This window comes from Posidoniimonas polymericola (genome assembly GCF_007859935.1).
GTDB classification, from domain to species: domain Bacteria; phylum Planctomycetota; class Planctomycetia; order Pirellulales; family Lacipirellulaceae; genus Posidoniimonas; species Posidoniimonas polymericola.
In genome coordinates, this window is record NZ_SJPO01000002.1 from 487,362 (window position 1) to 513,414 (window position 26,053).

The 26,053-nt window shown below is 63.6% G+C and carries 23 protein-coding genes; 20 read left to right on the plus strand and 3 right to left on the minus strand.

Features of this window, described 5'->3' with window-relative positions:
* The first annotated feature begins 121 nt into the window (after window positions 1-121).
* Together Pla123a_RS05805 and Pla123a_RS05810 are read left to right on the plus strand one after the other, a co-directional pair.
* The gene (locus Pla123a_RS05805) at window positions 122-1,183 is read left to right on the plus strand and encodes a Gfo/Idh/MocA family protein (protein ID WP_146584801.1); all 1,062 of its coding nucleotides are present in this window, start codon (window positions 122-124) and stop codon (window positions 1,181-1,183) included.
* Window positions 1,184-1,250: 67 nt separating this feature from the next.
* Window positions 1,251-3,185, plus strand: coding sequence for a sodium:solute symporter family transporter (locus Pla123a_RS05810; protein ID WP_146584803.1), 1,935 nt, complete (start codon window positions 1,251-1,253; stop codon window positions 3,183-3,185).
* Here the strand turns inward: Pla123a_RS05810 and Pla123a_RS05815 are convergent.
* Window positions 3,182-4,273, minus strand: a complete 1,092-nt coding sequence (locus tag Pla123a_RS05815; protein WP_146584805.1) for an anhydro-N-acetylmuramic acid kinase — start codon at window positions 4,271-4,273, stop codon at window positions 3,182-3,184. The two genes, Pla123a_RS05810 and Pla123a_RS05815, sit on opposite strands and share 4 nt — an antisense overlap.
* A 175-nt stretch (window positions 4,274-4,448) precedes the next feature.
* Here Pla123a_RS05815 and Pla123a_RS05820 point away from each other — a divergent pair, with 175 nt between their 5' ends.
* The 8 genes from Pla123a_RS05820 (at window position 4,449) to Pla123a_RS05855 (ending at window position 13,774) form a co-directional block, all read left to right on the plus strand.
* Entirely contained in the window at window positions 4,449-5,606 is a 1,158-nt protein-coding gene (locus Pla123a_RS05820) for a substrate-binding domain-containing protein (RefSeq protein ID WP_146584807.1), read from the plus strand.
* A gap of 172 nt (window positions 5,607-5,778) precedes the next feature.
* Window positions 5,779-6,885 carry a hypothetical protein gene (locus tag Pla123a_RS05825; RefSeq protein ID WP_146584809.1) on the plus strand — a complete coding sequence of 369 codons (1,107 nt, stop codon included), beginning with the start codon at window positions 5,779-5,781 and terminating at the stop codon, window positions 6,883-6,885.
* Between the two features lie 68 nt (window positions 6,886-6,953).
* Complete coding sequence (locus Pla123a_RS05830; protein ID WP_146584811.1) at window positions 6,954-8,375, plus strand: hypothetical protein; 1,422 nt, start codon at window positions 6,954-6,956, stop codon at window positions 8,373-8,375.
* Between the two features lie 17 nt (window positions 8,376-8,392).
* Window positions 8,393-9,454, plus strand: a complete 1,062-nt coding sequence (locus Pla123a_RS05835) for a DUF1559 domain-containing protein (protein ID WP_146585209.1) — start codon at window positions 8,393-8,395, stop codon at window positions 9,452-9,454.
* A complete protein-coding gene (locus Pla123a_RS05840) occupies window positions 9,444-10,007 on the plus strand; it encodes a hypothetical protein (RefSeq protein WP_146584813.1) in 564 nt (187 codons plus the stop codon). The genes Pla123a_RS05835 and Pla123a_RS05840 overlap by 11 nt, the downstream gene beginning before the upstream one ends.
* Before the next feature lie 25 nt (window positions 10,008-10,032).
* Window positions 10,033-10,476 carry a hypothetical protein gene (locus Pla123a_RS05845; protein ID WP_197527711.1) on the plus strand — a complete coding sequence of 148 codons (444 nt, stop codon included), beginning with the start codon at window positions 10,033-10,035 and terminating at the stop codon, window positions 10,474-10,476.
* A gap of 53 nt (window positions 10,477-10,529) precedes the next feature.
* Window positions 10,530-12,197, plus strand: a complete 1,668-nt coding sequence (locus Pla123a_RS05850) for an FAD-dependent oxidoreductase (protein WP_197527712.1) — start codon at window positions 10,530-10,532, stop codon at window positions 12,195-12,197.
* A gap of 179 nt (window positions 12,198-12,376) precedes the next feature.
* Window positions 12,377-13,774 carry a Gfo/Idh/MocA family protein gene (locus Pla123a_RS05855; RefSeq protein ID WP_197527713.1) on the plus strand — a complete coding sequence of 466 codons (1,398 nt, stop codon included), beginning with the start codon at window positions 12,377-12,379 and terminating at the stop codon, window positions 13,772-13,774.
* Between the two features lie 399 nt (window positions 13,775-14,173).
* Here Pla123a_RS05855 and xrtU read toward each other — a convergent pair whose 3' ends face one another.
* Together xrtU and Pla123a_RS24485 are read right to left on the minus strand one after the other, a co-directional pair.
* Window positions 14,174-15,814: an exosortase U gene (xrtU, locus tag Pla123a_RS05860; protein WP_146584818.1), complete on the minus strand. Its 1,641-nt coding sequence runs from the start codon at window positions 15,812-15,814 to the stop codon at window positions 14,174-14,176.
* Window positions 15,815-15,882: 68 nt separating this feature from the next.
* Window positions 15,883-16,212: a zincin-like metallopeptidase domain-containing protein gene (locus tag Pla123a_RS24485; RefSeq protein ID WP_197527757.1), complete on the minus strand. Its 330-nt coding sequence runs from the start codon at window positions 16,210-16,212 to the stop codon at window positions 15,883-15,885.
* 343 nt (window positions 16,213-16,555) lie between these two features.
* Here Pla123a_RS24485 and repC point away from each other — a divergent pair, with 343 nt between their 5' ends.
* The 10 genes from repC (at window position 16,556) to Pla123a_RS05915 (ending at window position 26,043) form a co-directional block, all read left to right on the plus strand.
* Complete coding sequence (gene repC, locus Pla123a_RS25245; RefSeq protein WP_391541961.1) at window positions 16,556-16,846, plus strand: replication initiation protein RepC; 291 nt, start codon at window positions 16,556-16,558, stop codon at window positions 16,844-16,846.
* A 244-nt stretch (window positions 16,847-17,090) separates the two neighbouring features.
* Window positions 17,091-17,342 (plus strand): hypothetical protein, encoded by a 252-nt coding sequence (locus Pla123a_RS05875; protein WP_146584822.1) that lies wholly within the window; start codon window positions 17,091-17,093, stop codon window positions 17,340-17,342.
* Window positions 17,343-17,594: 252 nt separating this feature from the next.
* Window positions 17,595-18,164 (plus strand): UpxY family transcription antiterminator, encoded by a 570-nt coding sequence (locus tag Pla123a_RS05880; RefSeq protein WP_146584825.1) that lies wholly within the window; start codon window positions 17,595-17,597, stop codon window positions 18,162-18,164.
* A gap of 53 nt (window positions 18,165-18,217) precedes the next feature.
* Window positions 18,218-19,168, plus strand: coding sequence for a GDP-L-fucose synthase family protein (locus Pla123a_RS05885; protein WP_261342748.1), 951 nt, complete (start codon window positions 18,218-18,220; stop codon window positions 19,166-19,168).
* Between the two features lie 51 nt (window positions 19,169-19,219).
* On the plus strand, window positions 19,220-20,242 hold the full coding sequence (gene gmd, locus Pla123a_RS05890) for a GDP-mannose 4,6-dehydratase (RefSeq protein WP_146584826.1): 1,023 nt from the start codon (window positions 19,220-19,222) through the stop codon (window positions 20,240-20,242).
* A gap of 193 nt (window positions 20,243-20,435) precedes the next feature.
* Complete coding sequence (locus Pla123a_RS05895; RefSeq protein WP_261342749.1) at window positions 20,436-21,722, plus strand: glycosyltransferase family 4 protein; 1,287 nt, start codon at window positions 20,436-20,438, stop codon at window positions 21,720-21,722.
* Complete coding sequence (locus Pla123a_RS05900) at window positions 21,719-22,537, plus strand: FkbM family methyltransferase (RefSeq protein WP_146584830.1); 819 nt, start codon at window positions 21,719-21,721, stop codon at window positions 22,535-22,537. The genes Pla123a_RS05895 and Pla123a_RS05900 overlap by 4 nt, the downstream gene beginning before the upstream one ends.
* Before the next feature lie 358 nt (window positions 22,538-22,895).
* Window positions 22,896-23,801, plus strand: a complete 906-nt coding sequence (locus Pla123a_RS05905; RefSeq protein ID WP_197527714.1) for a glycosyltransferase — start codon at window positions 22,896-22,898, stop codon at window positions 23,799-23,801.
* 353 nt (window positions 23,802-24,154) lie between these two features.
* Window positions 24,155-24,955: a glycosyltransferase family 4 protein gene (locus Pla123a_RS05910; protein WP_197527715.1), complete on the plus strand. Its 801-nt coding sequence runs from the start codon at window positions 24,155-24,157 to the stop codon at window positions 24,953-24,955.
* A 359-nt stretch (window positions 24,956-25,314) separates the two neighbouring features.
* Window positions 25,315-26,043, plus strand: a complete 729-nt coding sequence (locus Pla123a_RS05915) for a CgeB family protein (RefSeq protein WP_197527716.1) — start codon at window positions 25,315-25,317, stop codon at window positions 26,041-26,043.
* The last annotated feature ends 10 nt before the right edge of the window (window positions 26,044-26,053 follow it).

The following is a 26,053-nucleotide window of genomic DNA, read 5'->3' on the forward strand; positions in this document are numbered from 1 at the left end:
GCGGACCCCGTTCGGCGCGCCGCTTGGGCGTCGTCCGGGTTGCCGCACGCAAGACACTGACCAGGCGCCGCCGGCCGGGGAGTGCGTCATCCGATAGACCGTTCGAGACAAGAATCAAACCATGATGCGATTTGGGATCATCGGAGCCGGCGCGATCGGCGAGAAGCACGCCGAGGCGGCCGAGTCCGCGGGCTTCCAGGTGGCAGGGGTTGTAGACCAAGACCTTGAGCAGGCCAACCGCCTCGCTGCGCAGCACGGGGCCTACGCCGCCCGCGGGTGTGCGAGGATTTGGGACGATCCCTCCATTCAGGCGGTGGTGATCGCGGTCCCGAACAGCCTCCACAGACCATTGGCGATTGACGCGATGCGGTCTGGCAAGGACGTCTTGCTCGAGAAGCCGATGGGGCTCACCGCCGGCGACTGTGACGAACTTGTCAGTTTGGCGGAAGACCTAGGTCGCATCTTGCAGGTGGGGTACGCCCACCGCTTCACGTCAGTCGGCAAGGCCGCCATGGCCCACGCGACTTCGGGGGAGCTGGGCGAGTTGTACCACGCCAAGGCCCACCTGCACCTGCGGCGCGGGATCCCCGGCCTGGGCAAGTGGTTCACAACCAAGTCGCTGTCCGGCGGCGGCGTTCTGATCGACGTCGGGGTGCACCTGATCGACCTGGCGACGCACCTGATGGGGCAGCCCAGGACCGCGACGGTCAGCGGCAAGGCGTACTCGGTGTTTGGCGTGAGGATGGAGGACTACGTCTACGAGTCAATGTGGGCGGGGCCGCCCAACTACCAGGGCGTGTTCGACGTCGACGACCACGCCACCGCGCTGATTACGTTCGAGAACGGAGCGACGCTCGACCTGCAGGTGGCGTGGGCGTGCAACCTGCCTCAGGCGAGCGCCCCCGATTCCATGTTCGCCCTGCTGGGAGACCGCGGCGGCCTCTCGTTCGAGCTGTTTGGCGACCACCTCAACGTGCGGACCGACGCTGACGGGCGCCTGCACGAGGCCAGCGTCGACCTGCCCGACGAGGACCGGCTGGTCCTGCAGCTGCACGATTTCGCGCGGGCGGTTGCGACACGCCACTACGGCGTCGGGGCCACGCCCTGGCAGGCGAGGAACGTGCAGGCGATCGTGGACCTTATTTACCGCTCCAGCGAGACGGGGCAGGTCGCCTACGCCTAGGGCCTACGCCGCGGCGATCACCCATCGGTAAGCACCGGGCCTTCGTTGCCCTCAATGCCCAGCCAGCATGCACGCCTGTCAGGTCCTTGGAGCCGCCACGACTATCGACCGGGCGCTGGTCGTGATCTACCTCGTTGCGACGCTCGCGATCGGCCTGCTCGCAAGCCGTGGGCTGCGCCGCACGTCTGCCTCAGGACGAGACCTCGCGGCCGGGACCGATAGCGAGGACGCCTATTTCCTCGCCGGGCGCCGGGTGCCGGGATGGATGAACGGCGTGTCATTCGCCGCGACCGCCTTGAACGCCGACGTCGGACCGACGTACTGCGGTTTCGCGGTCGTCGTGGGCCTGCCGATTGCCTTCTTCTACCTTCCGCGGTTCGCGCTAGCCTGGATGATCGCCGCCCTGGTGTTCGCGGTTCGCTGGCGCCAGCTCCAGATCCGCACAGGACCGGAGTTCTACGCGCTCCGTTTCTCGGGGAGTCGCACGCGATTCATGCGCGTCTACTCGTCCTTGTTTGCGATCGCAGTGAACATGGCCCCGTGGATCGGGGCGGGCCTGCTCGGCGTCCACAAGGTATTTGGACCGGCGTTCGGCATCGAGGACAAGACCACAACGCTGGCGATCGTGTTGCCGGTGCTTGTGGCGTACGTCTGGATCGGAGGGTTCGCAGGGGTGGTGCTGACCGACGTCATGCAGTCGCTTGTAATCTTGCTCGCGAGCGGCATGCTCGTCGTTTCGGTGCTCTGGGAGCACGGTGGTCCTGCTGGCCTGGCCGCTGCTGTCGAGAACGCCCGCCCGGGCAGCTCCGCAGAGATCCTTTCAACTTGGCCGACCTGGGGGCACCGGGTGCTCGGTCCCGCGGTTGTCTTGGCGTGGCTGCTCGTTCCAACCGTCGGGCGGGGCGGCGCGGTCGACCTCGAGGGGCAGCGGCTCTTCTCTTGCCGGAGCGACCGCGACGCGGCGAAGATGAACGTCTGGGGGGCGGCGGGGCTCTTTGCCATGCTGCTGCTGCTAACGCTCCCTACCCTGGGGCTGCTGGTCAAGCATCCCTGGCTCTACGACGCCGACCCTGGGCGTCGCGAGGAGGCCTACTCGATGCTGCTGAGCGAGTACCTGCCGTCGGGTTTCTTCGGCATCGCCCTCTCGGCGCTCCTCGCGAGCGTCATGTCCACGATCTCCAGCCACCTGAGCTACGGCTCGCAGACGCTGGTCAACGATGTCGCTCGGCAGCTGTCACCCGACTCCAGGTTACTCGCACCGGGGTCTCGTTCTGCCGTGTGGGTAGGCCGCTTCCTGATGCTGGCGGTGCTCGCGGCGGGGATCATGGTGGCCTATCACGCGGATTCGTTGATCGGGATCGCGATCGTGCTGGCGGGCATGTACGGCGCGACGGCCAGTATCTACTGGGGCCAGTGGTGGTGGTGGCGCGTGAACTTCTGGAGCTGGCTGACGGCGATGATCGGGGGCCCCTGTATCTTCCTGACGCTGGGCGGATTCACGGCCCTTGGGCGGAGGATCCCGGGCCTGCTCAGCCTGTTCCCTTCCTGGGGGGCGGCTCGGTCGGCGAGTGAGTCGGCAGCTCAGGGAATGGACATGCTGCAGGCGGCCCTGGGCATGGCGTTGACATGCGTCGCGTGGATCCTGGCGACGCTCGCGACGAGCCCCGAGCCAATGCCGGTGCTGGTTCGCTTCTATCGGCGGGCGAGGCCGATGGGCCTCTGGGGCCCCGTGCGCGAGCGCTGCCTGCAGGAGGACGACTCGTTTGTGCCGCCCCCCCGGAATCTCCTGCTCCGTGGCCTGCTGGCGGCGGTCGTTGGGGCCTCGACGCTGGTCGCCGGCGTGCTCGGGGCATCGGTCTGGTTCGTCGGACGCTGGGCTGAGGGCGCCGTCTACCTCGGAACCGCCGTCGCGACGGGCGTGTGGTTCGCAAGGTTGTTTGACCGGCAGATGCGCCTGCTCGGAGCGGACCAACCGGAGCCCAGGCGGGCGCCGGACGCTTAGGACCACGGCCCCCGCGCCGTCGACACACCGGCGCAATTGGCGACGCGGCAGCCGGTGGTTTCTGGCGTTGTAACGGGCAGCCCGCGCTGGTAGCGAATCGCGAGCCAGCCGAAGCACTCCGCCTCCAGGGTGTCGGGATTGAGTCCTCGTTCGCCAACGTTGCGCAGCTCGCCGATGGCGGCGCGGAGCCTCTTTAGCAGCAGCGGGTGGCGGCTGCCGCGACCGGTCACCCAGGTCGACTCGGGGACCTCGGGCAGCTGCCGCACGGCGAGAGAAATGGCTTCGGCAATGATCGCGCAAATGGTGGCCGCGCCGTCCTCGGGCTCTAGTCCCGAGACGTCGATTCGTTCAAAATCCGAACGAGTTGGCGAACGCGGCAGCGGGCGTTTGAAAAACGGACTTGCGAGCGCGTACTCCACCGCCCTCTCGTGCACCACTCCCCGCAGTGACACCTGGCCCTCGTCGTCGTCGGTGGCTTCGGCGACTTCCTGGACCCATTCGTCAAGCAGTTCCAGCCCCGGTCCCACGTCGCCAGCGATGATCTCATTGGCGGGGCTCAGCCAAGTCAGGCTGCACACAGCCCCTAGGTTGAGCATCAGAGCGGGGCGCGGCTCCTCGGACATCAGGGCCCAGTGGTACATCGACTCGAGCGGCGCGCCCTGGCCGCCGATCGCGATGTCATGCCGGCGGAAGTCGGAGACCACCGGCAGCCCAATCAACTCCGAGAGCAGCCAAGGATTGCCGATCTGAAGCCAGATCCCTTCTTCGGGCATCCGGCGAACCGTGTGCCCATCGATCCCGACCGCGGCGACCTGCTCGAACTCCTTGGGGTGCCGGCGCCGCAGCGCGCCGGCCGCCCGAGCGAAGTGGTGCGTCAGTTCCTTTTCGAGCCGCGCTAGCTCGGTGATCGGCAGGTCATTTTGCGTCGCCTCAAGCAGCCCCCACTGCAGGGTCTGCGGGCACGGCAGGTTCACACCCCCAATGGGACGGATGTCGTCGCGGCCGTCGCTGTGGATGAGCGCGGCCTCGACCGCGTCGCCGGTGACGGTGGTCAGCATGCCAATGGCGTAGCGGTGAGGTTGGTCCATCGCTTCAATAGTTAGGGTGGTGGGCCGGCTCCCGAAGCGCTTCCTCCGTCGGCCCTGCCTGCCTATTCTAGACCAGACGCCTTCTGAGAGGGCGCCGCTGCCGACTCGAGCCCAACTTCGACGGAAAGCCGTGGACGGCGCCTGACCGACCGTTCCCCCAGCCAGAGGTGCTTCGATGGCGATACCCGAGGTTGGCGTGCTTGTCGAATTCGACTCGGCCTGGGGCAGGAACCTGCTGCGCGGCGTCGCCAGCTTTGCCGACAAGTTCGGACCGTGGAACCTGCTGATCGATCCGCACCACAACCCGGCCAATCGCACTATCCCTCCCGCCTGGCGGGCCGACGGGCTGATCGCCAGGATTTCGACGCCGCTGCAGTTCCAACGGTTGGTCACCAGCGGCGTGCCGGTTGTTGACGTGGGCGACTCCTACGTGGGCGCGGAAGAAACCGATTCGGTGGTCACGGATTTCCACGCATGGGCGCATTCCGCGATCGAGCACTTCCGCAGCAAGGGGTTCGAGAGCTTCGCGTATTTCGCGCCGCCTAGTCGCGACTACTCGAACTATCGCGGGAAGGTGTTTGCTTCCTTGCTGGAGCAGCAGGGGCTGGCCTGCGCCCAGTACCGGCCGGGCTACCGGGTAGGCCGGCAGATCAGCCCCGAGGAGTATCGCCGACGCGTCACCCGTTGGCTGTCGCAGCTCGAGACGCCGGTCGCGGTGCTGACATCTGACGCGGTCCAGGGGAAGTCGTTGGTTGAAGTTGGCGTGCTGGCCGGCCTGGCGATTCCTGATGACGTCGCCGTCCTCGCGGGTGACTCGGACGACCTGTTGTGTGAGGTTTGCTCCCCGCCCTTGTCGAGCATCGAGGTTGCCAGCCACCGGATTGGCTTTGAGGCGGCAAGGCGGCTTGCCGCGAGACTCCGTGGAGAGGCCCCCACGGCGGCGGCCGTCTTAGTCGAGCCGCTCCGGGTTCACAGCCGCCAGTCTAGCGATGTCCTCGCCATTGACGACCCCATGGTCGTCCGCGCGCTCCGCTTTATGCAGCAGCACGCCTGCCGCGGGATCGGGGTGGCCGAGGTGCTCGAAGCGACGCCGGTGACTCGACGCCAGCTCGAACGCTCGTTCAAGAAGAAGCTTGGACGTCTTCCCGCTGAAGAGCTCCGCCGACTGCGACTCGAGCGCGGCCGGCAGCTGCTGATCGAGACCGAGCTGTCTATCGACCAAGTGGCGGAAGCGGCTGGGTATGCCGGCGCGACGCAATTCGGAACCGCGTTCCGCAGCAAGTACGGCGCGACCCCGCTGCAATTCCGGCGGCACGCACAGCCGCATGGGTAAGGCGGTGTCGCAAACGGTGGAAAAAATATCGCAGATAATTTTGACCACTGATCCGAGCCTCGGTACGCTAACTCCCAGTCGCCGCGTCCGCACGGTGATCACAGAGATAAGGCCTGCTTGATGCGCCCGCTTGGAATCCTCGCCCCACCTGCACCCTCTGGCTAGACGTCTCATGAACCACAAACTCCCCGCCGCAAGCGCCGTTCTCGCTTGCGTCCTGACGCTTCCTGGCGCCGTGTGCGCCGCGACCTTCGTGGAAATTGCTCGGTTTGACGTTTCGGCGTCCGCGGACGCGAGTTCTGCCTCGTACATCGGCAACAACCCATCGGCGGTCGCGTGGAACGGCCGGCAGCTCTTCATCGCCGGTTTCAATTCGTCTGGTGCTCAAGCGAACACGGCGATCGCAGAGATCACCAACGCGGGTGCGACGGGCGTCAACGCAGCTTCATTGAGCGAGGCGTTCGCCGATCTCGCGACTCCCAATCTCCGGGGCTACTCGGGCCTCGACCTGCAAGGCTCCGTTCTCGTGGCCGCCTACGACGACGGCGCCGCCGACCCCAACGGCATCCAGGCCCTGGACGCGTCGTCTCGCACGCAGACGTGGGCCAAGAACGCCCGCGGCGGCAGCGGCGTCGCCTTCGACCCCGGCTTCGGCGGGGCCGACCAGGGCGTCGCCTGGACCACCTTCGGCAGTGGGCGACGAGCGCTGCAAGACACGGCTACGGGGGCCGACCTCTACAACACCGCCGATGGCATGATCATCAACACCGGCTCTGGCTCGTTCTGGCGCGACATGGACTTCGACCCCGCAACCGGGGACATCTACGCCCGTCGCTCCAACGGCGTCATCATGAGCACGAGGACCGGCGGAAACTCGGTCACCGCAACGTCGGAGCTTGTACCCGTTGACACCGGCGCGGACTTTGTCGCCGGTCACATGATCAGTTTCCTCGCCGGCACGCCCGACGGCGACCTGCTGATCTACAACGACCGCCCGGCCACGGTTTCGGGCCAGCCGTTTGCTTCGGCCGTCAAGCTGATCGACACCAGCGGGACGCCCGAAGCCGCGACGTTCTCCTTCATCGGCGGCGGGACGCCCGCGGACGGAAACGGCTACTACGACTTCGACTACGACCCCGCCACCAGGACGCTCGCGATCGCCGACTTTGCCAATCGGAACGTCCATGTTTTCGGCGTGGTTCCCGAGCCGGCGGCGTGCCTCGTGCTCGTCTCGGGCTTGCTGGTTGGACCGGCATGCCGCTTCCGAGGAAGGCATTGAGCGACGCGCTTCGCGTCAAATTCGGTTGGCGACACCTCGGTTCTCTGCTGCAAATTTACAGGTAAACTATGCGACTCTCTCACTGCGCAACGAGCGTCTCCGCTGTGGCCCTGGCGGTTGTGCTAGTCGGCCAGGCCGCGGCGATCGAATTCAACGAGATCGCCAGGTTCGACGTGAGCTTTGCTTTCAGCTCGGACCTGGACCCTGACGACACCAGCGTCGACGACAACCCCAAGTTCATCGGCACGAATCCCCTGGCGGTCGCCTGGAATGGGAGCAAGTTGTACCTGGGCGGCCACGACAACTTCGGGTCGTCGCTGCTGCCGATTGGTTTGATCGAGGTTCTGAACCCGACACGCACCGGGATCAACGTGCTCTCTGACGCTGATTTCGGCCCCAAGTTTGGCGAGATCTTTCAACCGCTGGGGCGGGGCTACACGGGCTTGGAGCTCTCGGGCAGCGGCTTGGCGGCCGCGTACGACGATGGCGCCGCATCGGGTGACGCGATCCAGCTCTTCGACACAAGCAGCAACTCCCTGCTGTGGGACCTGAGCGACGCCGGCATTACAGGCCGCGGTGGGTCGGGTGTCGGCTTTGACCCTGGCTTCAATGGTGCGGACGCGACCCCTGGCGTCGCGTGGACCCAGTTCGCCAGCGGCCGCCGTGCGCTGCAAGACCCGGCCACCGGTGCCAGCGAGTACCTGCTCGGCTCGGAGCCGCTTGGCTTTCAGTGGTTGCCGGACAGCCCGCCGGGGTCCAACTTCGCACGCGACTTCGCCTTCGACCCCGCCACCGGCGACATCTACGTCCGTCGCAACAACGACATCGACGCGGCGGACCGGTCGGGCGACAACGCGACCACCAACCGTCGCACGATCGTTGACGACCCCACCGACGCCGGCGCCTTCAAGCTTGGTCAGAAGATCGAGTTCCTGGAGGGCACGGCGGAAGGCGACCTGCTCATCTACAACGACAGCGTGGTTGCGAGCACGGACCAGCCGTTCGTCGACGTCGTTAAAGTCGTCGACACGGACGGCGTGGCCAAGACCGCGACGTTTAACCTGCTGGGCGGGCTGACCGGCGCCGACATCGCGGATGGCGCTGGGATCTACGATTTTGACTACGACCCCATCAGCAAGACGCTTGCTGTGGTGGACTTTGTGAACCGGAATGTGTTTATCTTCGGTGTGGGCAGCGGCGGCGAAGTACTGGTCGGCGATTACAACGACGACGGCGTCGTGGACGCAGCCGACTACACCGTTTGGCGGGATAGTGAGGGCGTGAGTGTCACTCTGCCTGGCGAGAGTCCGGACGCGACCACCCCTGGGCTGGTCGACGCAGAAGACTACGCCTTTTGGCAGGCGAACTACGGGGCGGCGGCAGCGGGCAGCCTAAATGGGGCTGCCGCCCCAGAGCCGACCGGTCTCGCGATTGCCGGGACGCTCGCCTCGCTTATTTTGTGCGGTCGCCGACGCGACTGTGCGACCTAAAAGCACCGGATGAATCCATGAGCTCAAGATCTGAGCGTGCTCGCCGAGGCTCGGCCGGCTTCACGTTAGTCGAGTTGCTGGTCGTGATCGCCATTATCGGAGTGCTGATCGCGCTGCTGCTCCCGGCCGTGCAGTCCGCGAGAGAAGCGGCGCGGCGCAATTCGTGCAGCAACAACCTCCGCCAGCTCGGCATCGGCTGCATGAACTACGCATCGACCTACGGCGACGCGCTCCCTCCGGGATTCGCCGGGTGGGAGTTCGATGAGCAAAGGCGGCAAGCCAAGTGGAACTTCACCAAGAAGAGCATCTTTTCCCGGATCCTGCCCTTCATCGAAGAGCAGGCCGCGTACGACCAGATTGACTTTGAGTACGAACGCAGCAGCAGCCCGTACAATGACCCGGCGCAGACAACCATTGTGTCGACCTACCTCTGCCCAAGTTGGGACGTGCCTCCGGTGCGCTCCACCTCGGAGGACGGCAGCGGGATCGGATCGTCGACTGCCTACGCCTACCAGCACGGGGCGCTGGTTACCTACTCCGGCTGCTCCGGGGCCGACGCCGCCACCATCGCCAGCCTCAGCGGCGGGGGGAGCTACTCGCCAGAGGAGATCGCCAAGCTCCGCGTTCAAACCCCCTACGGTCCCGTTTATCGCAATGGCGCCTTCACGTTCGACGTGATCGAGCCCGTGCCGAACCGGTTCTTCGGCAAGGAAGAGCCTCGGAAGCTGAGGCAGATCACCGACGGGACCTCGAATTCATTCATGATTGGGGAGTTCGTCGACACGCCCTGCGAGACCTACTCTTCCTGCGTCGAAAGGCCCTACTTCAACCGCCCCTGGTACCTGGGCGGCTTTCAGAACGCGCCCTACCACCTGAAGGTGCTGCTCAACCAGCCCAACTCGAAGCTCGACAAGTTTTCGGCGCCGTTTGTCCAGCGGCCCTTCAGCAGCCTGCACACCGGCGTCGTGCAGTTCGTCTACTGTGACGGGAGCGTCCGGCCGGTTGCCGAGAGCATCGATTTTCTCACGTACTTAGGGCTCGGAACGGTGAACGGCGGCGAGATTATCAATGGCATCTAGTGCTAGGCGGCTGCCGCCACTCGTTCTGCTGTGCGCCGCCTTGGTCGGCTGCGGCGGGGCCGGCGGTCGGCCGGAGACGGTCCCGGTCAGCGGGAAGGTGCTGCTAGACGGGAGCCCGCTGGCGGTTGGTCAGATCGTGTTTCAGCCCATCAGCGGCGGCCAGCCCGCGGTGGGTCACCTGTCCGGCGACGGGACCTTCACGCTGGGCACCTACAGCAGCGACGACGGCGCGGCCGTGGGGCTGCATCGAGTTCGCGTCACCAGCTACTCGACGCAAACTGGGCAACCATCATCGGAAGCGGGCGGCGATTCGCTGGGAGAGCTCTTGGTGCCCGAACGCTACGCTAACTTCTCGACCAGCGGGCTCGAGGTCTCGGTGCTGGCCGCCGGCAACGCGCCGTTCATCATCCAGCTTATAGACGACGAGAAAACGCAAAGCGAGGACGGCGAGGGCTCGGGATCCGACCCCAACTCCGACCCAGACGCGACCGATAGTATCGATAGTCCTGAGGCGCCGGGCTCCGACGTCCTCGAACCAGCCGCTGAGGAGTAGAACGGAGTTGTTTCATCTGCGTCAAATGAGCCCGCCCTATTTCGCCCTCCTCGGGGCGGTGCTGCTGACCCAGCTCGGCTGCTCCTCCCACCCCAGCGTCGCGCCGGTGAGCGGGAAGGTCACCCTAGACGGGGAGCCGTTGAGGTTCGGCAGCGTGATGTTCCAAGCCGTCAGCGGCGGGCAGCCGGCTACTGGCAAGATCCAGGAAGACGGAACCTTCTCTCTCTCGACGTTCGGAGACGACGACGGCGCGATCGTTGGGAAGCACCGCGTCCGCGTGGTCTGCTACTCCTCCCAAGACCCTGCGGTAGCCGCGGCCGCCGGACCCGCGGGGGATTCCCTCGGGCGATTGTTGATCCCAGAGAAGTACACGTCGCTCGGCGCTAGCGGTCTCACAGCCGAGGTGCCAGCGGACGGGCTTTCGGGGCACGAGATCGCCCTCGAGTCGGGGAAGGCGGGGGGCCGATGAATCGGGTCTCGCAACCCAGAGGGCCTGGCTGTCTGTGGCGATTTGCGTGGGCGGTGGCGATCCCCTTGGCCTTGTGCGGGCCGGCGGCGACCGAGACGATCGACGCCGGTCAGTACGACGTTGTGATCTGCGGCGGGTCGGCCGCTGCGCTCGCCGCGGCGTTCACCGCGGCTGAAGAGGGGGCCAAGGTCGCGCTGATCGAGCCCACCGACTGGATCGGAGGGCAGTTCACCTCTTCCGGCGTGCCGGCCGTCGATGAGGCGTGGCACCGCGTGGTTGACCCAGAGACGAAGCAGGTTGCTGTGGACGTCGCGGGGATCGCCCGGGACCCCCGCAACATGACGCCCTTCCTGCGAGACGCCCTCGCCGAGATCGGCAACCCCGGCCGGGGCTGGGTGAGCCGCTACTGTTTCCTCCCGCGGGTGATTCTCGATTCCGCCTTTGTCCCCCGCGAACACCGTCTGCGGGACCGGTTGACGGTCTTTCGCGACACGGTAGTGAAAGCGGTCGCGACCGATGACGCCAGTCGCAAGATCACGAGGCTCACCGCCATTCAGAGGACCCCGAGGCCGGGGACCCCGTCCGGTGGCTACGACCGACGGCTCTCCGAAGACTTGGCGGAGTGGTACTCCGCCAAGCCGTCCGACCGCTTCGAGAAACGTGTTCTCACATTCGATTCCCAAGCCGACCGCGGGACGATCTTCATCGACGCCACGGAGTGGGGCGAACTCCTGGCCCTCTCCGGGGCTAGCTACCTGATCGGGGCCGATAACGCCGACTCGCCGAATTCGAGCGGCGGGGTTTGCGGCCAGGCCATCACCTACGGCTTCGTGATGCGATTCAACGAGAGCCCCCAAGCAGACCACCCCGCCTACGCCCGAGCGCCGAACCTTGGATTCGGGAGCTATCGGGACCGACCCGACGCGTGGGAGAAGGTCTGGACCTACCGCCGGTTGCTCGCAGACCACGACGCCCCCTCGCCAGGCGACCTCTCGCTCCAAAACTGGGGTTACCATCCGGCGACCGACGAGTCCGGGAACGACTACCCCTACGGCTATCTGTTCCTCGACAAGAAGCTCACGGCCCGCCAGGTGAGCAACTGGCGAGGCGGAGTCGATGTTGCGGTCCTCGCGGCCGCTGAGCGCCAGGCGTTTGCGTGGCACGACTGGTTCCGCCGGGCGGCGCCAAGCGAGTTTGACCCGGACTGCTTCACAATTGCGGCAGAGGCCTTGGGGACCGGGCACGGGCTGTCGAAGACGCCCTACATCCGAGACACGCGGCGTTCGATCGGCCTGGGTGACTTCCTGCTCTCCTTCGAGGACATCAGCGGTGCGCCGCCGTCGCAGACGGGGCGGAGGTTCGGCGACCGCGTCGCGCTGGGCGCGTACGCCGCGGATATCCACCCGTTGGCAGGGTGTGAGTACAGCGAGCTGGCCCACGCGTCGGACCGCTCTCCCCTGCCCTACTACATCCCCTACCGCAGCCTGACAAACCGCGACTTCGATAACCTGCTGGTCGCCGGCAAAACGATGGCCCAGACTTTCCTGGCGAACTCGGCCGTAAGGCTCCACCCCTCGGAGTGGTCGTCCGGGTGCGCGGCGGGCGCCGCCGCCGCCTTCCTGGCGAAGAGCGGACTGTCCACTCCCGACGGGCTCCAGCAGATAGGCGTCCTGCAAGAGATCGTGTCCCGTCACACCCCGACGGACTGGACGATCGACTGACGACCGACCTTCCCGAAGGGCCCGGTTCCGCCGCCGCCGCTTGGGTTTTGTGCGGGTCTAATTCCTTTCCAGAGGCCGTGCTTCGACCGCCGCGTCACGCCCCTGTTCCAGCCCTGACGCCTTGTGAAGAACGAGATATGAGCTACCCCAGTCAACCCCGTCCCACCCGACGAGACGTCTTGAAGTACGGCTCTGTCGTTGCCGCGTCTGCCCTGGGCCTGCGGAGCGCTGCCGCCGAGCGACAGGCGCCGATCGAGCGACCGGTGGTCGGCATGATCGGAACCGGCATCCGATTCCAGACCTTGTCGGGCGCGTTCTTCCCGCACGCGGATATTGCAGCCCTGTGCGACGTCGACCCGGGCCAGCTGGCGCTCGGTGTTCAGCGGATCGATTCCCTCTCCGAAAGCAAGTCCGCCCGGGCGCCGACGCCGTGCGACGACTACCGCCGGATCCTCGAACGCGACGACGTCGACGCGGTCGTGATCGCGACGCCAGACCACTGGCACGTGAAGATCGCCATCGAAGCGATGCACGCCGGCAAGGACGTCTACTGTGAGAAGCCGCTCACCCTGACCATCGACGAGGGACGCCAGATCGCCGCGGCGGTCCGGGCAACCGGCCGGGTCGTGCAGGTCGGCGCGCACCAGCGCTCTGCGCGTCAGTTCCAGCTGGCCGCAGCGTTGCTGCGTGACGGTCGCATCGGCAAGCCTCGGCGGGTGACCTGCGCTATCGGCGACAGCCCCGTGTGCGACCCCCTGCCCCCCCGAGAGCCTCCGGCAGGCATGGACTGGGACCGGTGGCTTGGCCCGACCCCCGCCGTAGCGTACCGGGCGAGCCCGACGCTCCCCGAATCGGGCTACGGGTCGCAGTACCCCTACAGCCGCGGGCACGTCCACTTCCGCTGGTGGTACGAGTACGGCGGCGGAAAGATCACCGACTGGGGAGCCCACCACGTCGACATCGCCTTGTGGGCGTTGGGAGATTCGATCGCGTCGGACGCACCCTACGAGGTGACGCCATTGAGGGTGGTTCACCCGGTTGCGCTGCGGGATGGCTATCCTACGGAGGACGACCGGTTCAACGTCGCGACCGAGTTTCACGCCCGGGTGCGATTCGGAAATGGCGTCGAGCTCGACGTTGTCGACACCTCCGAAGCGGTCGGGGTCGACAACGCGATCCTGTTCGAGGGCGAGCAGGGCCGCTACCTGGTGAACCGTGGGAAGCTCGTTGGCAAGCCCGTAGAGGAAATCGCCGAGGCCGGCCTGCCGACCGACGAACTGAAGGCGATGTACCCCGGCCTCCAGGACGGTGGGGCTCAGCTGACCGACCAGGGGCACGAGTTTGTCGTCGAGAAGCACGTCAAGAACTTTGTCTCGTGCCTGCAGACCCGGGCGACTCCCATCTCGAGTGTCGACAGGAACCGGCATAACCTAAACGTCTGCCATGCGATCAACGTGGCGCTCAGGCTCGGCCGGAACGTGACCTTCGACCCATCAAAACAGCGGTTCGTCGACGACGCCCTCGCCGACAGCTTTCTGGCCCGCCCGTCCCGGCCAGGGTATGAGATCGACGTTTGACCCGTGTTGGCGTCTGTGGTGAGGGGCCCTCCTGCCGCTCCGGGAGCGAGTTGGGCCGACGCCGGTGGGCGCGACCGGCTCGACGCAGAAACCGGTCTATGCCGGCGGCGCGAGGCTGCCGCCTCGGTTCGAAGCAGGACAATAAGGGGGAGCACGCCCCCTCCGCCCCGGCCCCGCCAGCGGGTGAGGGCCGACGCGACAGGCGAGGCGGAAGGGGACGTTGGGGATTTTGCAATGAACTCAGGGAGGCGGCGGGCGAGGGAGCCCTCCCGATCACTCGCAAGATTTTGGCACAGCGGGGGATCTCGAAAGGCGCTGCACGGAACTGCATTCGCTACGCCGCAGGTCAACAATCATGGATTTCCATCGCTGACGCAGCGAACCGAGCAGCCGAATGCCCTATCGCGAATGGCCAAGCACGGCCATGAACCGCGGCGCCGCTTCGACGAGCAGCTGGCGGGCCGTCTCAGCGGCGTCTTTGGGCAGACCGGTGGAGGACTGGCAGAGCACCTGGGCCTGGAAATAGTGCTGCTGCTTCTTGCTCGATTCTGTTTGGGCGTCGGGGTCACGCCAAAGACGACTCGTGAGCCCCCGGCGACGCGGCTCCACCCACTCGCCGTCCTCTCCCCACGCCGTGAATACTGCATACGCGGCCTCATTGCCGGGTTGCGTGAGTTCCAGCGACGCATAGTGAAGGCCCGTTTGTTCGTCATCGCCGGTGGTGCGGCGGTCGAGCTCCCACCCGATCCCCTGATAGCAAATCGCCAACTCGTGCCAGGCTTCATTGTAGGGGAAGTCGCACGAGACAAGGTACCGATCACCCTTGTCGGACCGATAGAGGAAGACCACCGAGTTCTGGCCGAAGAGGTCGAGTCTTGGCCGGGAAATGTGCTCGACGGATTGCAGTTCTAGTCCACTCAACTGCGGGGGCAAGACGCCATCGGCCACCAAGGCCGCCAGCGCCGGCTCAAGATCAAATGGGGGCAGAACGCGGTCGTTGCCGCTGTCCGGCGCCCCAAGCAGCAGCTGAAGGGGCGCAACCGCGAGCAGCAACCCCGCGGCTGTAAACGCCCGCCGTTGAAGTCCGGCGTAGCCGACGGCAGGCGTCGGGCCGGGGGAACCTTCGTCCGGATCCCGGGCTAAGTGCGGCCAAGCCACCAACGCGTTCCAGCCGAGCGGCACCAAACCGAGCCCCTCCACGGCCTCGCTCTCAGGCGCGCCTTCCCACTCGATGTCGCCGAGCAGGAACCGCAGCAGCCAGTCCGTGGCGACCAGCAGCAGCAGGGCCACGGTGAAGACGGCGAGCCCTAGCAGGGTGTGGGACGGGTCGACGGTCCAGTCCCAGCCGAACCACACCTCGACCGACGCGATCAGAGTGATCCGGATCACGTTGAGCAGCGTCGCCCACAGGACGCCCCCCATCGCCAGCAGCAGCACGTGCAGGAGCGATCGGGACCTAAGCACCCCGTACAGGGCTGCGCAGGTGACGATCGAGACGACCGACACAATGCCGCTGCACGCCTCATCAACAAACAGCTGCTTGTCGGCCACCAGCAGCGCGTTGCCCTGCATCAGGTGGTTGACGCCCAGCAGGTCCAGCGCGTGGGACGCCTGGGTGCTGCTGAGCCGCTGCAGGTAGGTCAGCAGGTTGCGGTCGAGGTTGGCCGGCGGTGGGATCACCAGGAACAAGAGCAGCCAGGCGCCAATCGGCATACCTCGGCCGCTGGCGCGGCAATAGGCCGCGAGCAGGCCGCCGGCAGTAAGCAAGAAAGATACCGCCGCAAGCCAGGGAGAATGGAGGTAGTAGCTGTACACCAGCAACCCCCAGCCGGCAGCGACCCCGAGCCAGACCCACAGCCTGCTGGGAGGTGAGGATGACGTGGGCGTGGTGCGCAGTGCGCGGCCGATCAGCAGGCCCGCAGCGACCAGCACGAACGGGAAGTGCTGGTAGTACGGTCGCGCCCAAAGATTTCCGGCGAACTCGAGCAGCAGCGGCCCGTAGGCAAGGCCGAGGACGATTGTCAGCAGGGCGGCTAGCACGGTCGGTGAAATTCTCGGAGGAGGTATGAGGCGGGCCGCTCCAGTATAAGTTAAGGGTCGAACGTGGGCTAAGGCAGGTCGAGGTTATGACAGTTATGCGGGGGATTGGCGTCGTCCTGAGCCGGCCAAATCCTGCTATCCGGTTCGCTGCGGATGTAGTCGGCCGCCCGCTGAGCGGCTCCGGCAGCCTGAACAATCAGCTTCTTGTCGCCCGCGAGCTGCTTCCGCCAGCCGTCGAGGTACGCCGCCGACTGCTCGATCGTCTGCGGGCTGATGCCGGCGTGGGCCGCCAGGAACGCGGCGCCGAGTTCCGCTACCAGCTCCTCCCTTGAGTAGTCGGGCGACCCGTACGGGCTCAGGCAGTCACCGATCGATCGTTTCAGCGGAACGCAACTCAGCGCGCTGCAATGCGAGTATCAAGAGGTCGCCGTCCGCATTCGGGTGAGCTACGGCCTCAACGATCTTCGCACTCTGCTTGATCGCCACCTTCAGCTGCTGGAAAGACTTAGGCTAGTCGAGGAAGAGGCCGTCTCGGCCTGCGTCGCTGAGACCAATTCGGAGAGCGTGCAAGATGCGCCGCCCAGGGACCGCGAAAAGTTCGCCCACAGAGACCACCCCAATCGAATTAAAAAAACAGAGAGGGACGACGCCGTCGAGTTGACCCAGCCGCCAGGAGTCCTCCGGGCAGGGCGGACAACGACGGGGCGATCGGAGGGCCAGCGGCGCGCCACTCTCCAAGCAATGCGGAGACTTGCTACCGACGGCTTCCGGTCGCACCTGCCGCTCGCAGGGCGACGGGTTGGCTGGCCCGAGATCATTGAAGCCGCCTACCGGCGCGGTCGTGAATTGCGGCTAAGCAGGCGAGAGTGGGCGAACGCCTGTCAGGTGCTCGGCCGCGAGCAGGCTTCGCTCTGCCTGATGCTGACGGACCAGGCCACGTGTAGGCGGGCAGGGGAGGTGAGGTACCCCAATGCCTATTCTCGGGAGCTGGTCGAGCGGGCGAGGCGAGGGGGCCTGCGGTTTGGGCAGTGACAGGGCAGCTCTGGTTGGGGGAGTTGGAGTTGTGCCCGGGCAGCCGTGTGGACGCCAGGCGACCACTCGGCGAATGTTCGCAACCTACCTGCGGATCAAGGGTTGGGGATATTTCGTCTCATCCCTTGCGTCGGGCAGACAGAGTGCGACAATCTGGGGTAGGTCGGTAAACCGTCCTAGTGCGGGCCAGGCGGCTCCTACCTTCAGCCCTAGCTATCCACCCACCTTCCCCCCCGTCGCCGCCATGCCAAAGTGCCCCCACTGTGGTTCGAAAGAGGTCTACCTGAGTCGCGCCGAAGACAAGGCGATCTATCGGTTGGTGATGCTCGCGCGGGTCCGCTGCCATGAGTGCTACGAGTGCTTCTTCGTCCCGAGCTGGGGGATCCGGCGTTGGCGGAAAGCCGAGTCCTTGCTCCCCAGCCAATCGGGGCACGCCCACAAGCGGCACTCAGGCCAGGGCCGCCGGAAGGCTGCCGCGCCGGAGCAGTCTGCCTAACCGGGACGGCCGGCCGCTAGGTCTGCCCGGCTTGCCCTCCCGCCTCCGACCTCACCGCACAACCGATATAAAAGAGCCGCCCTAGCGGCAAAATAGCCGCCTTCCACGGCCATCCGCTTGTGGGGGGGGTAGGCCCGACTACACTTGATTTCTGAGAGTGGCTTGCCCGGATGCACACCGAGATCGGTGCGCTGACGTGGACGGAGTCCACTTACCAGCCGCTTTTCCCTCCCTGAGCACCCCCCTCCCGCCTTGCTCACCAAGTCCCAAGACCCACCGATTAGCTACTCGGCGACCACCGGCAGCGACTGCCTGGCGGCCGACGACTGGCAGACGCCGTGGCACGTGGCGTACTGCAAGCCGCGGCAGGAGAAGTCGCTCGCCCGGGACCTGATCAGCCTGGGGGTCTCGTACTTCCTGCCAATGGTCGAGCGGGTGTCCACCTCGGGCGGCCGCCGCCGCACGGCGCTCAACCCGCTGTTCCCGTCCTACCTGTTCTTCGCGGCCGAGGAGCAGGAACGCCTGGCGGCCGTCAAAACCAACCGCATCCTGCACTTCCTGCAAGTGAATGAGGCCGAGCAGCAGGTGCTCAGCCGAGAGCTCGAGTCGCTCGAGGCGTGCCTCCGCACGCAGCCCAAAGAGGTCGAGCTCTACAACCACTTGGTGAAGGGCCAGCGGGTCCGGATCACAGGCGGCGGCATGAAGGACTGGGAAGGGATCGTCGAAGACGCCTCGCGGCCCCACAAGGTGTGGGTTGGGGTGTCGACGCTCGGCGGCGGGGTCCTGGTCGAGGTGCACGGCGACCTGCTCGCCGCCCACTAGCAACCGCATCGAATCGAATCGCCCCGACGCGAACAGCCTCGAAGCCAAGAACCTTGAGTAACTCCAAACCAACTCGACTCTACATCGCCGGCCACCGTGGCATGGTCGGCAAGGCGCTGGTCCGCGCCCTTGAGAACGACCCAAGCTACGAGCTCGTCCTCCGCAACCGCGACGAGCTCGACCTCACCAACCAGCAGGCGGTCGCCGACTTCTACGCCTACGAGAAGCCCGACCAGGCGATCATCGCCGCGGCTAGGGTCGGCGGCATCGTCGCCAACAACACCTACCCCGTCGAGTTCATGCTCGACAACACCCGGATCGCGCTGAACACGATCCAAAGCGCCTACGAGGCCGGCGTCGGTCGGCTGTTGTTCCTCGGCAGCACCTGCATCTACCCCAAGCTGGCGCCGCAGCCGATCCCCGAGGATTCGCTGCTCACCTCGCCGCTCGAGATCACCAACGAGGCCTACGCCCTCGCCAAGATCACCGGCCTGAAGCTCTGCCAGTACTACCGCCAAGAGTACGGCGCGATGTACCACTCGGCGATGCCGACCAACCTCTACGGGCCGGGCGACAACTACCACCCGGAGAACAGCCACGTGCTGCCGGGCCTGCTGCGGCGGTTCCACGAGGCGAAGGAAGAGGGCCTCGAAGAGGTCGTCGTCTGGGGCACCGGCACGCCACGCCGCGAGTTCCTCCACGTCGACGACCTGGCCGCCGCGCTCGTGCACCTGCTGCAGATCGACGGCCCGCCCAACTGGGTCAACGCCGGCACCGGCAAGGACATCCCGATCGGCGAGCTCGCCCAGCTCATCGCCAAGGTCGTCGGCTACGAAGGGAAGATATCGTTCGACACCTCCCGCCCCGACGGCACGCCGCGCAAGCTGACCGACTCGTCATTGATCCAGTCGACCGGCTGGCAGGCCAAGATCAGCCTCGAGGAAGGCCTCCGCTCGACCTACCAGGACTTCCTCGCCAACCAGCAATCCCTCCGGGCGCAGTAGTCGCCTCTGGCTACCGCCCACGACTTCCTTACCTTCGAGACCACTAGAGAGATGTCCAAGAAAGCCCTCATCACAGGAATCACCGGCCAGGACGGCTCTTACCTCGCCGAGCTGCTGCTGTCCAAGGGCTATGAAGTCTGGGGCACGGTCCGCCGGTCGTCGAGCATCAACACCGACCGCATCGACCACCTGTACCAGGACCCGCACGACAACAACCCCAAGATGCGGCTGGTCTACGCCGACCTGGCCGACGCGTCGAGCCTCAACCGGCACCTCAAGATGATCCGCCCCGACGAGATCTACAACCTCGGCGCGCAGTCGCACGTGAAGGTCTCGTTCGAGGTGCCCGAGTACACCGGCGACGTCACCGGCCTCGGCGCCATCCGCCTCTTGGAAGCGATGCGCGAGCTCGAGCTCGACGCCAGGTTCTACCAGGCGTCCTCCTCGGAGCTGTACGGCAAGGTCGTCGAGACCCCGCAGAAGGAGACCACCCCCTTCTACCCCCGCAGCCCCTACGCGGCCGCCAAGGCGTACGCGTTCTGGGTCACCAAGAACTACCGCGAGTCGTACGGCATGTTCGCCGTCAACGGCATCCTGTTCAACCACGAGTCCCCCCGCCGCGGCGAGACCTTCGTCACCCGCAAGATCACCCGCGCGGTCGGCGCCATCGTCCGCGGCGAGCAGGACTGCCTGTACCTCGGCAACCTCGACGCCAAGCGCGACTGGGGCTTCGCCGGCGACTACGTCGAGGGCATGTGGCGGATGCTGCAGACCGACACGCCCGACGACTACGTCCTCTCCACCAACGAGACCCACTCCGTCCGCGAGTTCTGCGAGATCGCCTTCACCCACGCCGACCTGCCGCTCACCTGGGAGGGTCAGGGCGACGCCGAAAAAGGCCTCGGCCCCGACGGCCGCACGCTGATCCAGGTCGACCCCCGCTACTACCGCCCCGCCGAGGTCGACCTGCTGCTCGGCGACTCCACCCGCGCCCGCACCGAGCTCGGCTGGGAGCCGAAGGTCAGCTTTACGGAGCTGGTGCACATGATGGTGGAAGCGGACCTGAAGAAGTAGTGATCAATCTTCTGTGCGGTATCGCCGGACTGCACGGCTGTTGAGATTCATCGCGATGCTTAGAAACGCAGTCGAACCAGGGCACGAGTCGTGATATTGCTGTCAATCAATCGTGCGGGATTCTCCTGAAACTCATCCAAATGCCCACAAAGTCCCCCCATAGCCCGAGAGAACGGCAACGCGATTGAGGCACGTGGTAGGTGCTCAAGTCAAACCGAACGGAGGCTATAGCCAAAGCAAGAGCATAGCCATCGTAAGCTGGCACTTTCCCGTACGGTCAGAGACCTTTGTTCTCGACCATGCATTAGGAATGGCGAAACGCGGATGGAACGTCCATTCGGTTAGCCAAGGTCCTGGTTCAGGGTTTTCCGAAGCTGAGCTAGGCTCTATTGCTGAAGCAGGAGTTTCATTACACCATCTAGGGGAATACCCGCAAAAGCAGTATTCCAAGGCTCTTATGATCGCGTCACAACCGCGATCCATCGTGCAAAAGTTCCGCATGGAGCGTCGCAAGACTTCATGGACGCTCTTCGAGTTGGCCGCTGCGACTCGTACGATGAAATATCTTGAGTCTCTTAATCCACAAGTTGTTCATTGCCACTTCGGTGCAGTAGCCGGTCCGCTAGTTTCAGCTGGGCTTTCCGCAGAGAACTTGCTTGTAACTTGGCACGGCTACGACTCAGACGTGATACCCCATAAACGCGGAACGGGGATCTATCAGAAGCTCTTTGCTTCGCCTGCAACCCACACAGCTAACTCTCGCTTCTTATCCAACCGACTCGCCCAGCTTGGCGCTGACCGCTACTCGATTGTGCGAGTCCCAATGGGCGTCGACCTCGATCGCTTCTCAATTCGTTCTGGCCCGCCGCTAGACGCCAATCCCCTGAGAATCCTCTCGGTCGGAAGGCTAGCTGAAATGAAGGGGCACAGATTTCTGATCGAGGCTATCTGCGATCTTCTCGATATTGGAGTCCCATTGCGGCTGGATATCGTGGGTGATGGCCCATTGGCAGCCGAACTTGAGTGTTTAATTCAAGCGAGAGGGCATGGAGATTCCGTCGCGCTGCTGGGCTCGCAGCCACACGATCGTGTCCGGAGCGAAATGTCTAAATGCCATCTGTTCGCGCTAACGGGAGTGTGCGAACCCACCGGTCAAGTCGAAACACAGGGAGTGGTATTCGTCGAAGCCCAGGCTACGGGTCGCCCCGTCGTAGCGTCTAACGTTGGAGGGGTGAAAGAGGTAGTAGAAGATGGCAGAACGGGTATCCTCTGCGAACCGGGCAATATCGATAGCATCAAGAACGCGCTCTGCTACTTCCACGAAAACCGAGCGGCGTTGGAACGATTTGGTAGTAGCGGCCGCAAGCATGTCGAAGAATCGTTATCGATTAATCAGATGCTAGAGTCATTCGATGCGCTATACATGGACCGCTTACGTCACAGGCACTCCCCCAACAACTACCGAAAGCACGTTCTGTGAAGAAGCTCTTCTGGTGGGCGATTACGTCCTCGCATAGGCATCGGATCCGCGGCACCGCTAGGGCGATGCGGCTAATCAAATCCTACATCGCTGCTGAACCACTCGTACAGTTTACGACTCCACACCAACTAAAACTCAACTTGACTCCGAGGCACTACATCGACTCCGAAGTGCTACGACATGGCGACTATGAGTTTGAGGTTACGGAGGCTCTTGTGGGCAGGCTGGGCGACCGAGATGTCTTCTGGGATGTCGGCGCGAACATTGGACTCCACTCGTTATACATAGCCATCCAGATGCCGAAGGTACGTGTTGTCGCATTCGACCCGAACACTGACATCGTTAGCCGCCTTCGAGACAATGCGCATCTGAACAATGTCGCGATAGAAATCGTTCAGTCCGGCTTGTGGCATAGCCACGGCTTGCTTCGACTAAATGATCCGAATCCAGTCAACCCAGGAATGACGGGGCTAGAGTCGAATGCAGATTCGACTACTCGCACACAGGTGCTGGTACCGGTACTGGGAGGTGACGACTGCATAGCTCACCTTGGAGTACCGTCACCCACGGTCATCAAGATCGACGCTGAAGGCGCAGAGACGTCGGTTCTGAGCGGACTCCGCAACGCGATTGATTCCGGTAGCGTACACACAGTTGTGTTCGAACAACGCGAAGACGCGGACGAAGGTCCTCGAGAAACCTTGAGGTCCTTCGGATTTCAGATAGCCCCAATAGCGTCTGAGAAGGGTGCGAGTCACTGCAACTACATTGCAACTCGCGAGAGTAATGGCACCGACATTGCTCCCAGCATATAGAGTGGCTGCGTCAATAAATGCAATATTGCGCATCGCCACGACACCAAGATCTGACGGGCGTTCAATAGCAAGAATTGACGCCGACCAGCCCGTAAACGAAATGCCATTTGCCACCCGGACACAGGCCTGCCCCAATGGACATGCTACCCGTCGCGCAGCTATACTAATCTCACCTCAGCCTGTTGACGACTTTCCGCCCGTAGTTGCGCACGCGACTGTACTCGCCAATGTCGGTGTCGATGTCACCCTCCTCACTTCTCCGCGCAAGGGAGCACCGAGCGTCAGGTTCGAACACCCAGGCGTGACGGTAGAAAGCTTCGCCACTCAAAGCAGCAGCAGATCCCGACGCGCTGTCGCTATGACGCTGATGGCGATGCGAGTCAGCCAACTTAGGCTGCTAGGCAAGTCGCAACTGCCGATCGAAGTTGCCTACGAGCCAATAGGCATTCGGGTCAGTCGACTTGCGTTTGGCCGGCCCAAGGCAACCATCTACCACTTTCACGAGATCCTCTTTGGCAATGGTCGTCGGCATGAGCGTCAAGCGATCGCCGCGCTTCGCCACGCGGACTTAGTGACCGTTGCGGATTCGGGCCGAGCGGATCTAATGCTGGCGGTTGAGCCATGCATTGCAGCGCTGAAGACAATTCGGAATCTGCCGCTTGCTTCCGCAGCACTGCGTTCTCCCCCGATACGCACGGAGGAATTCAGTGCTGTCTACTTCGGGTCGCGTAGCCATGCGCAGAATCTTGATCGGATCGTAAGCTCCATGGACCGGTGGCCGGCCAAAGTACGACTACACCTCTACGGTCGGAAAAACCCGACCTTCGACGAAGAGCTCCGGCGTATCGCTGCCGAGCGTGGCGTGCTAGACAGACTAGTGTTCGAAGGTTGGGTCCACATGCAAGACCTGATTCGCACGGTCGCGCGACACCATTTAGGGTTCGCTATGCTTCGTCCCCTGAATGACAACTGGAAGTTTAGCGCTGGGGCCTCAAACAAGAAGTACCAACTCATGGCTGCTGGAGTCCCCCAGATCGCGGACAACGGGCGTGGCACTCCGGAGGTTGTCCACAACCGGGGCGTCGGCACTTGCGTTTCGCCCGATGACGAAGATGCCATAGCTGCGGCGGTGCATGCCTACTTCAACTCACCCATCAAGGTAGAGACGGAGGGACGATCTGGCCGGGAACTGATAATGACTGAACTGAATCAAGAATGTGAATTCTCCAGTGTGCTGAGTTTTTTTGAAATTCACGGTAGTTGATGATTAACTTCGTAACCGATCAGTCGATCAGCATCACTTCCGGGGGTTGGAGTGGAATCAGCGCAAATATCTACAGCCAGCTGCAGAGATTCTATCCGGTGCGTTATGTAGGCCCTGTTCAGCCAAAAATACCAGCTCTCCAGAAGCTCGCGTCAAAAGCAAGTCGGCTATGTGGCGGGCGTGGCCGATTTGCATTTTATGGAAATACTCGGCTACGTAGAATTTGCAGCCAATGGCAGTCAACTCGCGCACCAGAAGCGAGCTTTGACTTTTTTCACGCAGCGACGCCATGGCTTAAATGCCAATCTCCAATGCCATACGGGGCATATTTAGATGCGACTTTTGGGATGTACATGGAGTTGTACTCGAATGCGGCCCAGTTCTCGCCGCAAGATCTCTCAAGGATTGCTGACCTGGAACGAAGGTGGCTTCGGAAAGCATCAGTCTTGTTCTTCGGTAGCGAGTGGGCCCAGAACATTGCGATCGAGGAGTATGGGCTAGAGAAATCGAAGACACATGTCCTTTGGCTCGGTGGCAACGTAGGCATCCCATCACGAGATCGCTACGCAGCTGGGCAAGACTTCTTATTCATATCCCTTAACTTCGGGAAGAAGGGGGGGGAGATCGCGTCGAGAGCGCTGCAATCCGTACGGAGACGCTACCCCAAGGCTCAACTGCTAGTTGTCGGTGCTCCGCCCCCCCCAGAAATTCTCGCGCTGCCCGGAATCAAGTACTGCGGGATGCTAAGAAAAACGATGCCTAACGAACTCGCTGAGTTCAAGCGCCTTCTCGGAAGTGCTCGCGCACTGGTTCACCCCACTACGATGGACACGATGGGAGCCGTTCTCGTCGAAGCCGGCTATTTCGGATGCCCATCGATCGCCACTAACAGATTTGGCATCCCAGAGTTGGTCCATGACGGGCGAACGGGCATGCTTGTAGACGCTCCCATCGAAGTCGAGCAAGTTGCGTCCCAGATGGAACGTATGCTGGATGACGAGCCGGGCTATTTGTGCATGCGCAAGGCTGTTCGCTCTGACATGACCAGCCGGCTTTCCTGGGATTCGTTTGGTTCGAAGATGGTAGCCGCAATTGCCTCACTGCACCTCCCCGGCTTACCTTCTGACAAGCACGTGCTGGCGGGAGATCCATGAGCGTACCCAAGCTCCTTTACATTGGCCACCTTGAGCCTGGCCAGACGTCGCTGATGCGGATGCGTGCGCTCGAAAGGCACAACATAAACGTACTCGGCGTTAACGCTCGGGAGCTCTTGAATCGACAGAACTGGCTTGAGCGTCGCATATCGTCGTCCCTGGAAGTAGGCCCCGTGATACGGCAGCTGAATCGAGCTGTGTGCGACGCAGCGCAGGAGCTCCGTCCGAGCGTGATATGGTTTGACAAACAGGAGCTCATTCGGCCGAGCACAGCTCGCAGACTGAAGGATTTGGGCGCAACCTTGGTGTACTACACTCCAGATCCCTATTTCGCCCAACCGTGGAAGCAAACCCGCATGATGTCCAGCAGCATGCAGTACTTTGATCTGTTCATCACTCCTAAGAGCTATGAACTCGACGAGTATGCAAAGCTTGGCAAGCAGGTCCTCTACATGCCGCTAGGGTTCTGCGATCAGATTCACACCCCACGCCAGGTGCCAGAAGCTTCGCGGGTAGATGTCGGATTCATTGGCTCGTGGGAGCCGCGGCGCGAACACTTTATGACTCAGATTGTTGAGCAGGGATCGACTGCCCACATCTGGGGCTACGGCTGGGATCATGTTGTAGATGGTCGATGGAGCTTGCGACGCGAAGCTAGGCTTCGGCGTCTAAACAACGGGCGAGCAACAACGATCCAAATCAACGCGCACCTCGCAGACATCATTACTTCGCATGAAATCTACGGAGATACCTACGCCGAGTGCCTGTCGCGATCAAGGATCAGCCTGGGCTTGCTACGAACAACTCTGTATCCAGACCAACACACGACGCGTACTTTCGAAATCCCAGCTTGCGGAAGCATGCTCCTGGCTGAGCGCACCGACGAGCATAAATCGTTCTTTGAAGAGGGTCGAGAAGCCGACTTCTTTTCATCAGACGAGGAGATGATAGACAAAGTGCGATTTTACTCGAATAACCCTGAGGCCCGCGATCGAATCGCCAGAAACGGTCGCGAGCGCTGCCTTAACTCTGGGTATTCCTACTTCGAAAGGCTCAAGCCAGCGCTGAGCCACTTAGGACTTATCTAGCGTGAGCACA